The organism is Herbaspirillum sp. GW822-FHT03A08, from assembly GCF_058801885.1.
The window spans coordinates 220,996-236,817 of sequence record NZ_JBXANR010000002.1 but is presented as its reverse complement, the minus strand read 5'-3'; the positions used below and the strand labels follow the sequence as shown (position 1 = coordinate 236,817).

The following is a 15,822-nucleotide window of genomic DNA, read 5'->3' as shown; positions in this document are numbered from 1 at the left end:
CTCCGTACGATGCAATGCGCGTTAAGTATTAAATTTCGATACTTTATTCATAATTTTTCGATTCTACTCGCATTAATAAACTACTTTTCAATACCTTTGCTACAGTCCGCCTGCGTTCAACGGAAGCGCATCCTGACAACATCACAGAGAGAACAACATGAACACATCACCACTGTCCTTCATCCGCACCCTTGCACTGAGCTGCGCATTGTCTTGCGCCCTGCTGTCCAATCCGGTCGCTGCACAATCCACCGCCAGCGACGCCTCGGCGATTTCGGTCGTGGCGTCGGTGGTGGCGCCGGCGATGTTCATCTCCGAAGGCGGCGAGTACCTGGTCAAAGGCGTAGAGGCATCCGGCAAAGGTTCTGTCTACGTGCTGGAAAAAATCGGCACCGGCGTGCGCGGCTCGGTCACCGTGAGCACCAATGTCAGCGGCGCAGTTTCGGTCGGCGTCGGCGCCAGCATCAAGGCCACGGCAACATCGGCCGGCATGTTGCTGGTCAGTGCGGGTCAAGTGCTGGCGATCATTCCCAATGAGTTGGGCAAGGCGCTCATGAAGAGCAAGAAGATTTCCTGAGCGCCTTCCAATCGTCCAACCAAAGAGAGCACAACATGTACAAAAAAATCTTGCTCGCCATTGCGGCCGCCCTCTCACTACTGCAGCCTGCGATCAGCCAGGCAGGTCAGGGATGCGAACAAAAGCCGCCCGCCGCCGCCATGGTCACCCAGGGCATCGCGCTGGCGGTCAAAACCGTCGGGCAACTTGACGCCAGCGGCGCCGACGTCGTCATCATCGGCCGCGCCGGCCAGGACCTGAGCAAATACAAGCAGCGCTATTCGCACATCGGTTTCGCCTACAAGGACAAGGGCAACTGGACCATCGTGCACAAGCTCAACGAATGCGGCACGGCGGTCAGCAATATTTACGAACAGGGGATGGGGCAGTTCTTCCTTGACGATCCCTACCGCTTCGAAGCCGTGATCGCGGTGCCGACACCGGAAGTACAGCAACACCTGCGCGCCGTGCTCACCGATCCGCAAAGAGTGCTGGCCGAACACACGCCGAGCTACAACATGCTGTCCTACGCATGGAGCACGAAGTACCAGCAGTCCAATCAATGGGTACTGGAAACGCTTGCAATGGCGCAAGAGTCCGCCATCCGCAATCGCGAGCAGGCGCAGGCGTGGCTGAAGTTCAAAGGCTATGAACCTACGGTGCTGAACCTTGGTCCGATGACGCGTCTGGGCGGCAGGATGTTCAAAGCCAACATTGCCTTCGACGATCATCCCAATGAGAAACGTTTCAGCGATCGCATAGAGACCATCGGCGCAGATTCTGTATTCGCTTTTCTGGAACAATCGGGACTGCAGCTCTCGCGCATCGTCGTCGGTCTCTGAGCATTAACTCCGCAATACCTTTATGGGTGCGGCATTCAGGCGAAATAGCCAGCGTCTCCGGTGAGATTTTTCTCCTCTGTAGGAGACGCACAGTTAGACGATCTGTTTATATCAGTCATTCTATTTTCGGATATCGCTGAAATATCTGGTTGCAAAACAAAACTCCGATCCCAGATCGGTACTGAGCCCAGATGAACCCATTCCGGTTTCACTTCATGGCTTCACTTTTTGCATCAACCATTTACTCAGAGAGAATAAAATGAACATCGCTAAAATTATCGCCGCTACAGCCCTGATCGCCGCCGCAGGTTCCGCTTTTGCTGAAACCCAATATCCGGTTGACAAGCCTTTCGTTTCCACCAAGACTCGCGCTGAAGTTATCGCTGAAGTCAAACAAGCTGGTGGCGATCTTGGCCGTCGCAACTATCAGGACACTTTCAACCCAGTTCCGGTCGCTTCTTCCAAGACCCGCGCTGACGTGCTCGCAGAGCTGGGCCGCGGCGGCAACATCGCCCGTGCCAACTACCTCGACACCACACACTAATCGGTTGCATCACATGCCGATGACAGACAGTTTGCTCCCGACATGACGTCGCCGGCGAACTGTCTTTGTCCATTTCCTTTTTCTTTTTTCGGTATTGTCTGCTGCATCGTGCGCAGATGAGTCCGCACGCCTTCTTGCAGTGATGCGATCTCCGCTTGCCGGAGTTGCGATCTGCAACAAGCGCATCCGATTTTCCTTCCGCGTTTTTTCTCTTTTCTCTCCGCTTTTTGCGTAAGCAAACTCGTAAACAGTCGTTCCAAATTCCACGCCGGATTTTTATACTCGCTCTGCACGCGCACGCGTCTGCACATTCGTTCACGCCGAAAAAATCATGCGATGAATTGTGCAAAAATTTGCCGATGGCAAATCCCTGGCGCGCCAAGAAAAGTGTGATACATTCACCGACTTGCTCCACCTGGATTCGGGGAGTTACACCCCCGGCTTTGGTTATAACCGGCAACCCTTATAAGAATAATCGACTATGAAATCGAACACCCCGGGCGGAAAATCTGCCGCCCACGCAACCATCTTCGCGCAAGATATCAGCCTGGCATGCCCACATTGCGGCCAGCTCATGCTGCAACTGTCTCCGGACGCGCGTCCGATACAGGAAAAGAAAGTCGCTTGCCCGTCGTGTTGCAAACAAAGCAAGATGGCAAAACTGAAAACCAGCAGCGGCGATACCTACCAGCTCTACATTCGTCAAATCGATCCGAATGCGCGTATCGGTATCTACAGCTACAAAAAATAAATTATTTATAGGCCTGATTTTCAGACCTGAACAGGCCAGAAAAAAAGCCCCGCACGTTGCCGTGAGGGGCTTTTTGAATTTATGGCGCAAAAAAATACAGCGCCGATATGTGAGTAGATTCGCGCAGCCCAGTGCTATCTGCAAAGTGGCCGCGCTTTGAATCTGCTCACATGTCGACGCTGCCGACATGAGGACGATGCTGCGGGAGTAAGCGCCGTCCTGTTTCACTACACCACAACAACACTCAAATCATGAAGCAGAGAGAAGAGGTTTCACTATACCGTTCCCGCTTCTTTCGTTCCAATAATCAATCCGAGTATGCATGCTCGGATTTGTCATGATCAGGCCGCGTCGCGCTCTTCCTCGGCGATGTACTGTCCCGCTGCATCCAGTAGCGGCGCCAGTAGAACGGCTTGCCGCAATAGCTCGGCAATGGTGCCTGACTCAAACAGCACGCCGCGCAATGGCAAACCCATGGTGGAGATATTCTCCGATGCATTGCCGTCGATACCGATTACCGCCAGCGTCTGCGGATCCGCATCGATCCCGAGGCCAAGCGCGCTGGGACGCACATATCCTTTCTCCAGCAAGCGCGCCAGCAGCGGTTGGCCGCTCACCCGTTTCCATACATATTCAAAGCCGGTGCAATTGATAAGGGCGTCGCTGCGCAAGATCGCCGCCGCCGGCTTTCCACGAAGACGAACCGACACATCGAGCCGGCCATCTGCGGCGTCCTCAACCGCAGTCGGGGTGCCGGTATGCAGACGCAGACGGCCGCTTGCACGCACCGCTTCGAATACCGCGGCACTTGGCGGGGGCACACGGTGCAGAAACATATCCCAGTATGCTCGAACGTGGCGCATGAATCGCTGCCGTTCGCTCAGCGCAGCGCCATGCCACAAGCGCGACAGATGCGGCCGCACGGCAAGCACGACGCGCTGCCAGTCTTCGCCGGCCGCATTTGCCTTGTCAATCTGCGTACGCACTGCGCGCAATACGGAGCGTATGGAGACCGGCGCAGCCACGTCCGTCAAGAACTCCGGCCAGGCCTGCGCCTCATTGCGGCCTACCGGCACCAGGCCGCGCCGTGACACGACGTGATAATTACCCTGATAGCCGCGCGCCTCCAGCGATACCACGGCATCGATCATGGTCAGGCTGCTCCCCACCAGCAACACATCGGCAACGTTCTTGAGCTTGTCGAGGGCATCCGGGTCCCAGGGATCGGCCAGATAACGGCCGTCGTCAAGCAAGCGCTGTGCAACGGCGAATCCGGGTTGCGCCTTGAAGACGCCCGGCGCCAGCAGCACATGATCGGCGACAAATTCACGGTGGATATCCACCTTCAGGCGCAGGCGGCCCTGTTCTTGCACGATGTCGTCGACACGTGCCAGAACATGCTCAAGCTCCACGCCTGATGCCGCCGCATTCAGCGCTTCCGCAAGCTCTTCCCGAATATAGTCGCCATACAGCCAGCGCGGCGCAAACGCCAGCAGCTTGTCATCGAAATCATTCCAGCCTGACCGGTTGGCGCGCGCCTGCAACCAATCGGCAAAATGATTGGGATTCTCAGGACGCAGACTGAAAGCTTTGGCAGGGCCATTCAAGCGATGGCTGAAATCGGTCGTGCCGTAGGCGACACCGCGCCCCAATTCAGGATTGGGATCAAAAATGCGGATCAGCAATGGCGTGCGCGCCTGCCGGATCAGACGAATCGCCGCCAGGGTGCCGGACATGCCGCCGCCGATGATCGCCACCGAGCGCCGAGGAATGACAACGCGTGACATCGCCGCTCCTATTCGACGCTATGCGCGACGACCGGTTGTCCCTCGATGCTGACTGAGGACTTGCCGTCCGGACCGACGGGCACGTCGCCGACCAGGGTGATGCGATACAGCTGGCGCTCGAAATCGGTATCGTAAATATCGACCGGCGCCAGATGCGCGGTCGAGCGGTTATCCCAGAACGCCAGCGAGCCCTCTTCCCACTTAAAGCGCACCGTGTACTCGGGACGCACCACATGTTCGAACAGCAGCGCCAGCAACTGCTCGCTCTCGCGCGGATGCAGGCCGACGATGTTCTTGAGGAAGCCGGGACTGACATACAACGCCTTCTCGCCGGTCTCCGGGTGCACACGCACCAGCGGATGATGACTGACCAGCGGTGTCGCCGCGACCTTGTTGACGAAGTCTTGCCGGGCGCGATTGCCTTCCGGCGGCGTGAAGCGGTGCTCGCCCTGCAAGGTATCGACGAAAGCGCGCAAGGCGGGCGAGAGCCCCTGATAGGCTGCGACCAGATTGGTCCATTGCGTATCGCCGCCGTACTGAGGAATGGTCACGCCACGTAAAATCGACGCCGCCGGCGGATTGATTGCGGCAGTGACGTCGGTGTGCCACCCGGTCCATGGCCGCACCAGACGAGGGCCTTCAAAGCGATTTTTGAAGCGGTCGCGTCCGACGGAATAAATCTCCGGATGGCCCGGTTCATAACCGAATACCGGATGCCCGACCGTCAGATCGCCGAACTGTTTTCCAAACGCGACATGTTGTGTGTGACTCAGCGGCTGGTCCCGGAAGAAGACTACTTTCCATTGCAGCAAAGCTGCGCGAATCTCTGCAATGGCCGTAGCATCGAGAGGCGCACTCAGGTCGACGCCGGAAATTTCCGCACCAATATGTACGGCCTGCGGTTTAACAACAATTTTTTCGTAAATCGGAACAGTCTTGTCTGCAATCGCGTTCATGTCGCCTCCGGTCATCGCTGAAAAACCATATCGCGATGGCCGGATATGGAATGTGCAAACGATTATAGGAAGCAGGGTTCAGGCGAGTCCAAGAAGGAATTCGCATAACTTTAGAAGACAAATTGCTGCATAAAAAAGCCCCGATCTGATGCGTGGGGCTTTTTCCGTGTTGGCTATTCGGCCGCTTACCCAGACGCTTACTCTTTCTCGCGCAACGCCGCCGGCATCGCATACATCAGCAACAAGGCGCACAGCAAGGTCATGCCGCCGATCGCATACAAGGCCGGCGTGGTGCTGCCGGTCAGATCCTTGATACGGCCGACCATTACCGGGCTGACGATGCCGCCGAGCTGGCCAAGCGTGTTGATCAGCGCGATGCCCGCGGCCGCACCGGCGCCGGTCACCAGCTTAGGCGGCAGTGCCCAGAAGGCGGGGATGGCGGCAACGACACCGGCCCCCATGACGCCCAGGGCGACAATCAACAGGACGGTTTGCTTTTCAAACACGCCGGCCGCGAAGAAGCCAATGGTCGCCAGGACCAGCAGCCCGATCACGAAACGGCGGCGTTCACCATTGGCATCGGACAGACGGCCGACGATGATCATCGCCGCCGCGCCGCAGATGTAAGGCACGGCGGTCAGCAGACCGATGATGGTCGGATTCTGCGTGCCGGCGGTGCGGATCAGGTGCGGCGCCCAGAAGTTGAGACCGTAGGAGCCGACCTGAATCAGGAAGTACACCAATCCCAGCATCAGGAAACCGGGGGTCCTGATCGCGCTCAGCAAGGAGTGACCGCGTTCATGCGAGGTCGGACGCGACACATTGGCTGTCAGTATCTGTTGTTCGCGCTTGCTGAGCCAGCCGGCGTCTTCGATCTTGTCCTTGAGTTGCCACAGCACCACCAGGCCGAGGCCGATACACGGCAAGCCGCCCAGCATGAACAGCCAGTGCCAGCCGCGGATTCCGAACGCACCTTCCATGTGGCCGAGGATCATGCCCGACACCGGCGCGCCGATCAGCCCGGCGAAGGCCGACGCCAAGAACAGCATCGAGGTGATGCGTCCGCGATACGAGGAGGGGAACCACAGCGTCAGGTAGTACAGCACGCCCGGCGCAAACCCGGCTTCCATCGCGCCGATCACAAAGCGCAGTCCGTAGAACTGCCACTCGCTGCTGACGAACACCATGGCGGCCGTCGCCAGCCCCCACGAGATCATGATGCGGGCGATCCAGCGGCGCGCGCCAACCTTGTAGAGAAACATGTTGCTCGGCACTTCAAACAGCACATAGCCGACTACGAACAGGCTGGCGCCGAGGCCATAGGCGGTGTCGCTCAGGCCGAGATCGCCCTGCAGCTGAAATTTGGCGAAGCTGATGTTGATGCGATCGAAGAAGGCGAACAGATAGCAGATCATGATCAGCGGCATGATGCGCCAGGTGGCTTTGCGCACGATGGCGGCAAGGTCTGCAACAGCGGCGGGATTGCTGTCGTCCTGAGGCGCGACGAGTTCTTGCGGGGCCTGCCCCGCGGCGGTATGGGTATGCATGTTGTCTCCTGTTGGCTTCCGATTGCTCTGTCGATGCAATCGATACGCCGTTGGTTAAAGGCGGTGTGCTCTTGTTTTTTTACTGTGTTGCTGAAAATATTTTTCAGGCAGCGGCCTGCAACGCAGCCGGAATCGGATGCAAGTCGCAATTGCGCCCGGCCTTGGCCAGCTGGCCAGGCACCTCATGGCCCAGCAGCGCCGGCAGCTTGCGCGACATGTCGATCAGCAACGGCAGATCGATGCCGGTCTCGATGCCGGTTTCTTCGCACAGGTTGACCAGGTCTTCGGTGCAGATGTTGCCCGAAGCGCCCGGCGCAAACGGACAACCGCCGAGACCGCCGAGCGCCGCATCGAAACGGCGCGCGCCGGCTTCATACGCCGCCAGCACATTGACCAGTCCGAGGCCGCGCGTATTGTGGAAATGCAGCGTCAGCGCCGATGCCGGCAGGCGTTGCAGGACGCGCCCGACGATGCGCGCCACCTGGCGTGGATTGGCCATGCCGGTGGTGTCGGCCAGCGATATACCAGTGATGCCGAGTTGCAGATAATCGTCGACGATGCGCATGACGCGGTCTTCGCCGATCTTGCCTTCGAAGGGACAGCCGAAGGCGGTGGCGACGGTGGCGTTGAGCGACACGTCATCCACGCCGCGGGTCAGGGTCACGATGTCGGCGAAGCCGGCCAGCGATGCTTCACAGCTCATGCGCATGTTGGCGCGGTTGTGCGTCTGGCTGGCGGACATGACCATGTTGAGTTCATCGGCGCCGGCCAGCAGCGCCCGTTCTGCGCCTTTAACGTTGGGGATCAGCGCGACATAGGTCACACCATCCTTGCGCGCGATGCGGCGGAATACTTCGTCGCCGTCGCGCAGCGCCGGTATCGCTTTCGGCGAGACGAAAGAGCCTGCTTCGATGCGTGTGAATCCGGCTTGCGACAAGCCGTCGATCAAAGCGATCTTGTCTTCGGTCGGCACCCAGCCCGGTTCGATCTGCAAGCCGTCGCGCGGCGACACTTCCTGCACGATCAGGCGTTCGGAAGAATGATGCTGGATGGAGTTCATTGCACCACTCCTTCTGCTTGCAGACGGCGGATTTCTTCTGCGCCGAGTCCGAGTTCCGACAACACTTCAACCGTATGCGCACCGAGCGCCGGACCTTGCCAGTGGATCTCTCCGGGCGTGTCGGACAGCTTCGGCACGATGCCGGGCATCTTGACCTTGACGCCGCCCGGCAGCTGCGCCGACAGAATCATGTCGCGCGCCTGATAGTGAGGATCGGCGACGATGTCGGCCACGGAATAGATGCGTCCGGACGGCACGCCTGCCTGTTCCAGCACGGCGAGCACATGATCCATGCCGTGCAGCGAGGTCCAGCCGGCGATGGCGGCGTCGAGCAAGGCAACTTGCTGCACGCGGCCGTCGTTGTGTTCGAAGGCCGGATCTTCGGCAAGGTCGGCACGGCCGATGGCGTGCATCAGGCGTTTGAAAATCGGGTTGCTGTTGCCGGCGATGACCACATAGCCGGCGTCGCGCGTCGGATAGGTGTTTGACGGCGCGATGCCGGGCAAAGTGCCGCCGCTGCGTTCGCGTACATGGCCGAGCAGATCGTATTCCGGCACCAGGCTTTCCATCAGGTTGAACACGCTCTCGACCAGCGAGACGTCAACCACCTGGCCGAGGCCTTGTCCGGTTTTCACGCGCAGCAGCGACATCAGCGCGCCGATCACGGCATGCAGCGATGCCAGCGAATCGCCCAGGCTGATGCCGGCGCGCGCCGGCACGCCGTCGGGTTCGCCGGTGGTGTAACGAATGCCGCCCATGGCTTCGCCGATGGCGCCGAACCCGGGACGATCTTTATACGGGCCGGTCTGGCCGTAGCCGGAGATACGCACCAGCGTCAGCTTGGGGTTGATCGCGCTGAGTTCGTCCCAGCCCAGGCCCAGGCTTTCCAGCGCGCCCGGCTTCATGTTCTCGATCAGCACGTCGGCGTCGGCCACCAGTTGCTTGATGAGCGCAATGCCTTGCGGCGACTTCAGATTGACCGACAGCGATTTCTTGTTGCGCGATTGCAGATACCACCACAGCGAGGTTCCCTCGTGCAGCTTGCGCCATTTGCGGATGGGATCGCCGTTGACGGGGGCTTCGATCTTGATGACGTCGGCGCCGAACTCGGCCATCACGCGCGCAGCAAATGGCGCGGCGATGAGGGTGCCGATTTCGATGACGCGTATTCCTTTGAGTGGACCACTCATTTGATGTCTCCTCTACTTTTTTTACAGGATAGAAAAAGACCATAGGCGACGTCCAACCGCAAATCGGCAAGCAGCGTTCGCCAGACGCGAACGCTCGCCGTTATTTTCCTTTTCTTGTTTTTGGTTTGACGTTGATGTTGCCGGCAGCGCGCTCTTCGGCGCCGCAGAGATAATCGTACAAAGCCTGCGACACCGGCGACAAACCCTTGGGATCGCGCACCACGATCTTCAGTTCGCGGCTGGCCCAGTCGTCGCTGAGTGATATTGCGGTAAGGCCGAGCGAACGGCCGATGGCTTCGTACACGCCGGAAGGAATTACGCCCAGTCCCATGCCCGCCTGCGCCATGCGGCAGACCGCATCGAAGCCCGGCACGTGGATGCGCATCTTCAGCGACTTGCCGCCGGAGCGCGCCGCGAGGTGCGTGCGCGCATTGATGGAACTGTCGGCGTGCAGGCCGACATGGTCGTAGTCGAGCGTGTCGGCGAAGCTCACGCTCTTGCGTTTGGCCAGCGCATGGTTGTCGCGCATCACCAGCACCAGGCGGTCGCGCCGGTACAGCGTGGTGTGCAAATCGTAGGTCTCGGTGTCGCCGGAACAGATGCCGAGGTCGGCCCAGCTGTCCTGCACGCCCTTGACGACACTGCCGCTGGGACGCTCTTCCAGATCGAGCTTGACCTGTTCGTGCAATTGCGTGAACGCCATCAGATCTTCGGGGAGAAACTCGACGATGGCCGACAGATTCGCCACCATGCGCACATAGCCGCGCACGCCTTGCGCATGTTCGGCCAGTTCGAGGCCGATAGTTTCGACGCTGAGCAGCACGCGCCGCGCGTGGGTGAACAAGGTCTCGCCGGCCGGCGTCAGTTCCATGCCGCGCGCATGACGCACGAACAGCGCCACGCCGATGGCCTGTTCCAGTTCCACCAGGCGTTTGCTGGCGGCGGACACGGCGATGGCCTCGCGTGCGGCCGCGCGCGTGAGCGTGCCCTCTTCCTGCACCGAGACGAACAGGCGCAAGGTGGTGAGGTCAAGCCGGCGCAAGAGGTTGTTGACGATCATTGCGGAGTCATTTCCGAAGCTGCGGTTAGTCGCATGGCGCTCAGTGTGCCATTACTTCTGCGAGCTTGCACACGCTATCAACGATGATCGCGCCCGCCGTCCTTCTCGTTCTTGCGACCAGCCGCCTTGTCTTCGTACATGCCGTGATCAGCAAGCTTGATCAGCGTCTCGGCATCCTTGCCGTCTTGCGGATAGAAGGACACGCCGATCGATGCGCCCACCGTCATGCCTTCTGCACCTTCGACTTCCATCAGACATTCCAGCGGTGGGGCGAGGACGCCTTCGATTTTTTTCCTGACCTTGTCGGCAAACGCCGTCTCGGCGATGCCCCAGAACACCAGCACGAATTCATCGCCGCCGAAACGCGCCACCACGTCGTCTTCGCGCATGATGGTGCGCAGACGCTGGCCGACTTCGATCAGCGTGAGGTCGCCGTATTCATGGCCGAGCTTGTCGTTGATCGCCTTGAAGCGATTGAGGTCGATGAACATTACGGTGAACTGTTCGAACAACTCGTTGGCGCGGCGGCCGCGCTTGTGCACGGCGGCATCGAGATAACGCAGCAAGGCGGCGCGGCTGGTGACGCCGGTGAGTTTGTCGGTGCTGAGTTCGCTCTGCATTTGCATGAAGCTGTCCGCCAACTGGCCGATTTCGTCGCGCCGCTCGATTTTGATTGCAACGTTCATCTGGCCTTTGCCGATGCGCGCCGCCGCACGCGACAGGCGCCGCACGTCGCGCACTACCCAGTGCACTACGCTCAGTCCCAGCAGCAAGGCAATCACCACCGCCGCCACCGCGATGATTACCGTCCACCGGGCGTTGTTGTCGAGCGTACTGAGGAAGTCGCCGCGCGGCACCGCGACTACCGTAATCCAGGACAAGCCTGCGTTGTCGCGGACCCACGAGTAAGAGGCATAGATCACTTCATCGCCCGGGCCCTGGAACGTGAAGGTACTGTTGGCGCCGCCAAGATTTTCTTCTTCGGCAAGATGCTTCTGCAAGGTCGCATAGGCGTCGCGGATGATTTCATTCTGGCTGGCGTCGGCGCGCAAACGATTGACCTGCTCTTGCTGGCCGGTGAAGATGCTCTCGCCGCTGGAAGACGCAATCAGGTTGCCGTTGGTCTCCATGATGAAGGCAACGCCACGCGCGCTGATGTGCAGATCGCGAACGAAATCGTTAAGCGCCTTGAGCGAAACATCCGTGGCGACCACGCCTTCGAACTGTCCGTTCTTCGCCAGCACGCGCCGCGACCGGGTGGCGACCAGGTCCTTGTCCCAGTAGTTGATATAGATTTCGCTCCAGGCGTCGCGGTCGCTGTTTTGTCCGGCGGCATACCAGGGCCGTGTACGCGGATCGAACCTGGTCTCGTCGTTCTTCGCCTTGCTAAGCTGGCCGCCGATGCGATCGAAGCGATAGGCGCTGCGGTAATTGACCGCCGCGCGCTTGATGCGTAACTCGGCGTCGTCGACAGCGTAACGGAACAGACCGACGAAGTCGCCGCTGCGGTTGCCGTAGAAGACGTAGTTATTGAGTTCCGGATGCATCGAGGTGGCGCTCCAGAAGCGCGCGCGGACAGCCTCAAGATCGGTACCGATATCGGGAGCGACCGTCAATCCGCGCGGGAAAGCAGCTTCCAGCACGGCGGTGGCGCCGTCGATATGACGCTGTACCGTGAGCGCGACACGATCCGAGGTCTGATCGAGCATTTGCTCGGCCACCGACACGACCGCATGGCGGCCGGCGAAATAGGATAGCAATCCGACCAGCAGCGACAGCGCGAGAATGAGGACGACAAACGGCAGAATCAGCACCTTCGCCAGGGAAGATGATGAGCGGAGTATATGAATCATGGGCCGTCCCTGTTTGTACCTTTGTTTGTATCTTTATTGATATCTGTTCTATTGATTCTTGATGTTGCACAACGTTGGCAGGCGAATGCCCCGCTCCAATATTATCGGCAGCAGGATGTTCGAAATGAAGTGATGCCAAGAGGAAATTTTCAGCACGCAAGAAAACGCCCCGCCGGCCACCATGTTGCATGGGGCGGACGGGGCGGGAGGAAGAGCCGGCCTGATCAGGCGCGTTTGCGCTGGTCGCCGAGCTGCGGTGCTGGATTGACCATCGTGCTGCCGACCGGACGCAACGGCACGATGTTACCGGCGTTCACCAGTGAAACAACTTGCGCAGCCGGTGCTTCCAGGCTGAACACGCCGACCGCATGGTTGAGGCTGGCGGCCTGATCCTGCAAGGTGCCGACGGCGGCGCTGGCCTGTTCCACCAGTGCAGCGTTTTGCTGGGTGACCTGATCCATCAGCGCAATCGCGCGGTGCACTTCTTCGATGCCGATGCTTTGCTCATGGCTGGCGGCGGAGATTTCGCCCATCACGTCAGTCACGCGCTTCACGCTGGCGACGATCTGCTCCATCGTATCGCCGGCCTGCTCGACCAGCTTGGTGCCGGTGTCGACCTTCTCCACCGAGTCGTCGATCAGTTGCTTGATCTCTTTGGCGGCGGCCGAGCTGCGCTGCGCGAGGCTGCGCACTTCCGTCGCCACCACGGCGAAACCACGTCCCTGTTCGCCGGCGCGGGCTGCTTCGACTGCCGCATTCAGGGCCAGGATATTGGTCTGGAAGGCAATGCCGTCAATCACGCCGATGATGTCGACGATGCGGCGCGACGAGGTGTTGATCGAATCCATGGTCTGCACTACCTGGCCGACGATCGCGCCGCCCTGCTGAGCGATTTCCGATGCGTTATGCGCCAGTTGATTGGCTTGACGCGCATTGTCGTCGTTCTGCTTCACGGTCGAGGTCAGTTCTTCCATTGCCGAGGCGGTCTCTTCCAGCGAGGCGGCCTGGTCTTCGGTGCGCGCAGCGAGGTCACGGTTGCCTTCAGCGATCTGGCTGCTGATTTCGGTCACACCGGCAGCGGCGTCGCGCACTTCGCTGACGGTATTGCGCAGGTTGCTGCTCATTTCCGACAAAGCGGCCATGATGCTGTTGCGGGCCGCGCCATCCTTGCTGATGTCAATTGCGTGATAGAGCTCGCCGCGATCGACCGCAAAGGCCAGTTCCTTGACATCATCCGGTTCGGCACCCAGAGCGCGGCGGATATAACGCGTGATCAGTGTTGCCAGCACCACGCCGGCCACCATCGCCACGGCCAGGAAAGTCAGCATCAGCGCCTGAAAGCCATGTGCCAGATTGCGTGCACGGGCCGATTCGGTCTGCGTCATCTGCTCTTCCAGATCGATCAGCTTATTGATCGACGCCAGCCATTCGGTGAAGGCTGGCTTGCCTTGCTGCAGCATGATCTGGCGGGCGCCGTCAGTGTCGCCGCCGGTACGCGCAGCGATGATCTTTTGCACCAGCGGCATGGCGCGCGCTTCGATGGCCTTGATGGATTCCAGATCGGCGCGCTCTTCCGCGCGCACTTTCTTGCCCTGCTCGCCGGCAAAGATGGCGTCCAGCGGCTTGGCCGATTGCTGGTAGTCGTTGTCCAGTTTGGCGATCAGTGCCACGACGTCCTTCACTTCGCCGTCGCCCACCAGCGTCAGGTCGCGCAAGGCGATGGCGCGGTCATGCACGCTGCCGCGGAAGTTGATGGCGTAGCGCTGTTTGACGTTGTTGTCGTCGCTGATGGTGCTGAGACTGCCTTCGATGGAGTTGACCTTCATGATGCTGAGGATGGTCAGCGCCAGCATCATGGCCAGCACGATAGCGAAGCTGATGCCGAGACGGGCCGCGACGCTGATGGCGGTTCCTTTGGCAGGCTGAGATGGATTGTTCATGTGAAGCTCCCTGAAGTTTGGCGCCGGTCCGATGACTGGCGCAGTATTTTTCTTACCTGCGGTCCACATTCCTGCGGGGCTGGATCTGGACATGGAGCAATCTTAGGGAAATTCAATCTTTAGGGAAAATTGATAGTCTTCATCAATTCAATAGCTTTTTACAGGTACACAGGCGGCGGGCGGCTTGCAGCGGGTTGCCCGTGGGCATCACAAAAAATCAAGCAGTAAATATCCGCAAACAGGCAGAAAAAAGCGCCGGTCAGTGATTGACCGGCGCTTTTCTGAGACGCGGTGTTGCGCCCCGTCCTACCGTTAACGAAGCTGCCTCATCGACCAAGGTGCTTGAAGCAAGCTCTTCATCCGCTTCTATATATCAGAAGTTGTGGATGATGCCGACGTTGAGGGCATTCTGGCTGTTGTCCGCACCAGGCACGCTGGAGCTGTTGACACCGACGTTATACATGTCGGATGCGCGCAGGTTGCGGTAGATGCCGTACAGCGTAGTGCGCTTGGATAAGGCGTATTTGGCGCCCAGGTTGAGCTGGGTCATCTTGCCGTTGGCGGCATTGACGAAATTCACGCGGGCGTATTGCACGCTGCCCAGCAACGACAAGGATGGCGTCAGCGCGTAGTTCACGCCGACGTCGAAGATGTTGGTCTTGTCGTTGTTGATGCCGCCGACGGCGAACTGCGCCGTGGTGTCACCCGTGAAGCTGGCTGCCGATGCTGCCGAGAACGATGTGGCGCTGCCGGCTTGCGCCAACGGCAACTTCACTTGCGACCACGAACCGTGCAGCTTGGCTGCGCCGAGCTGGTAGCTTGCGGCCAGGGTCCAGGTCTTCAGGCAAGTGTCGCCGACATTACCCGCACCGGTGGCGCAAGTCGTCGCGGACGAAGAATTGACGTCGCTGGACGCCACGGCGCCGGTCGCATTGCTGGCCTTCTTCGCCTGGAAGTAACCCAGACCGATGCCGAACGGACCGTTGGCGTAAGCGCCGCCGATACCGTAGGACTGACCGGTGGAAGTCGAGCCCGCGGTTTCGCCGAAGCCGTAGATCACGCTGCCGTAGAAGCCGTTGACGTTCGGCGTGTTGTAGCGGATCGAGTTATTCACGCGTTCGCCGTTGGTGCGGTCCAGATCCTTGGCGTGGACATTGCTGACCATGCCGCCCAGATCGTCGATGGTGGTGAAGGCGGCGATGTCATCGATGAAATCCTTCTGACGGCCGAGCAGCACCGCGCCGAAGTTGCCGGAAAGGCCGACGGTGGCGGTACGGCCGAACAGCGTGCCGTTTTGCGCCGCTGCGCCGGTGTCGACATTGAAGCCGTTTTCCAGGTTGAACAGGGCTTTCAGGCCGCCGCCGAGGTCTTCGCTACCTTTGAAGCCCAGACGTGAACCCTTGATGGCGCCCGAATCGACGCCGGCGCGGTTGCCGGTTGCATTGCCTGTGCCGGTGGCGACTTTGCTGTTGTAGCCGACGCTGGCGTCGATGATGCCGTAAATCGTGACCGAGCTTTGTGCATGGGCGACGCTCGCGAGCGAGCCGAACGATCCAATAACCGCCAGCGCCAAAAGAGACTTTCTCATTTTTCAGAACTCCAATGATTGTTGATCCAATGTTGATCGATCGAGGTGTTGTGAAAACACGTCCAAATCGATGCTTCTCGAAGGAAATTGCAAGAAGACTTTATTTATTTAAACAAATATTGGAATTTAAAACAAAGATTTATTTTTA

The 15,822-nt window shown here is 59.4% G+C and carries 13 protein-coding genes; 4 read left to right on the top strand and 9 right to left on the bottom strand.

The window, feature by feature from the left end; all coding sequences use genetic code 11:
* Positions 1–157: 157 nt before the first annotated feature.
* From AC1RN6_RS06080 to AC1RN6_RS06065, 4 genes are all read left to right on the top strand, one after another.
* On the top strand, positions 158–577 hold the full coding sequence (locus AC1RN6_RS06080) for a hypothetical protein (protein ID WP_493003855.1): 420 nt from the start codon (positions 158–160) through the stop codon (positions 575–577).
* Between the two features lie 35 nt (positions 578–612).
* Positions 613–1,398, top strand: a complete 786-nt coding sequence (locus AC1RN6_RS06075) for a DUF2145 domain-containing protein (protein WP_493003852.1) — start codon at positions 613–615, stop codon at positions 1,396–1,398.
* Between the two features lie 259 nt (positions 1,399–1,657).
* A complete protein-coding gene (locus tag AC1RN6_RS06070; RefSeq protein ID WP_493003851.1) occupies positions 1,658–1,942 on the top strand; it encodes a DUF4148 domain-containing protein in 285 nt (94 codons plus the stop codon).
* 481 nt (positions 1,943–2,423) lie between these two features.
* The gene (locus AC1RN6_RS06065; protein WP_493003850.1) at positions 2,424–2,693 is read left to right on the top strand and encodes a hypothetical protein; all 270 of its coding nucleotides are present in this window, start codon (positions 2,424–2,426) and stop codon (positions 2,691–2,693) included.
* Between the two features lie 341 nt (positions 2,694–3,034).
* Here the strand turns inward: AC1RN6_RS06065 and AC1RN6_RS06060 are convergent, their stop codons facing one another.
* The 9 genes from AC1RN6_RS06060 to AC1RN6_RS06020 all read right to left on the bottom strand — a co-directional run bounded on the left by AC1RN6_RS06060 (position 3,035) and on the right by AC1RN6_RS06020 (position 15,674).
* Positions 3,035–4,480, bottom strand: coding sequence for an FAD/NAD(P)-binding protein (locus AC1RN6_RS06060; protein WP_493003849.1), 1,446 nt, complete (start codon positions 4,478–4,480; stop codon positions 3,035–3,037).
* 8 nt (positions 4,481–4,488) lie between these two features.
* Positions 4,489–5,436 carry a TauD/TfdA dioxygenase family protein gene (locus AC1RN6_RS06055; protein ID WP_493003848.1) on the bottom strand — a complete coding sequence of 316 codons (948 nt, stop codon included), beginning with the start codon at positions 5,434–5,436 and terminating at the stop codon, positions 4,489–4,491.
* A 197-nt stretch (positions 5,437–5,633) separates the two neighbouring features.
* On the bottom strand, positions 5,634–6,983 hold the full coding sequence (locus AC1RN6_RS06050) for an MFS transporter (RefSeq protein WP_493003847.1): 1,350 nt from the start codon (positions 6,981–6,983) through the stop codon (positions 5,634–5,636).
* A gap of 103 nt (positions 6,984–7,086) precedes the next feature.
* Complete coding sequence (locus tag AC1RN6_RS06045) at positions 7,087–8,043, bottom strand: hydroxymethylglutaryl-CoA lyase (RefSeq protein WP_493003846.1); 957 nt, start codon at positions 8,041–8,043, stop codon at positions 7,087–7,089.
* Complete coding sequence (locus tag AC1RN6_RS06040) at positions 8,040–9,233, bottom strand: CaiB/BaiF CoA transferase family protein (RefSeq protein ID WP_493003844.1); 1,194 nt, start codon at positions 9,231–9,233, stop codon at positions 8,040–8,042. Before AC1RN6_RS06040 ends, AC1RN6_RS06045 begins: the two co-directional genes overlap by 4 nt.
* 100 nt (positions 9,234–9,333) lie before the next feature.
* Positions 9,334–10,293 (bottom strand): LysR family transcriptional regulator, encoded by a 960-nt coding sequence (locus tag AC1RN6_RS06035; RefSeq protein WP_493003843.1) that lies wholly within the window; start codon positions 10,291–10,293, stop codon positions 9,334–9,336.
* Positions 10,294–10,370: 77 nt separating this feature from the next.
* Complete coding sequence (locus tag AC1RN6_RS06030) at positions 10,371–12,146, bottom strand: diguanylate cyclase domain-containing protein (protein WP_493003842.1); 1,776 nt, start codon at positions 12,144–12,146, stop codon at positions 10,371–10,373.
* Between the two features lie 224 nt (positions 12,147–12,370).
* Positions 12,371–14,086 carry a methyl-accepting chemotaxis protein gene (locus tag AC1RN6_RS06025; protein WP_493003841.1) on the bottom strand — a complete coding sequence of 572 codons (1,716 nt, stop codon included), beginning with the start codon at positions 14,084–14,086 and terminating at the stop codon, positions 12,371–12,373.
* 373 nt (positions 14,087–14,459) lie between these two features.
* Positions 14,460–15,674, bottom strand: a complete 1,215-nt coding sequence (locus tag AC1RN6_RS06020; RefSeq protein ID WP_493003840.1) for a porin — start codon at positions 15,672–15,674, stop codon at positions 14,460–14,462.
* Positions 15,675–15,822: the final 148 nt, after the last annotated feature.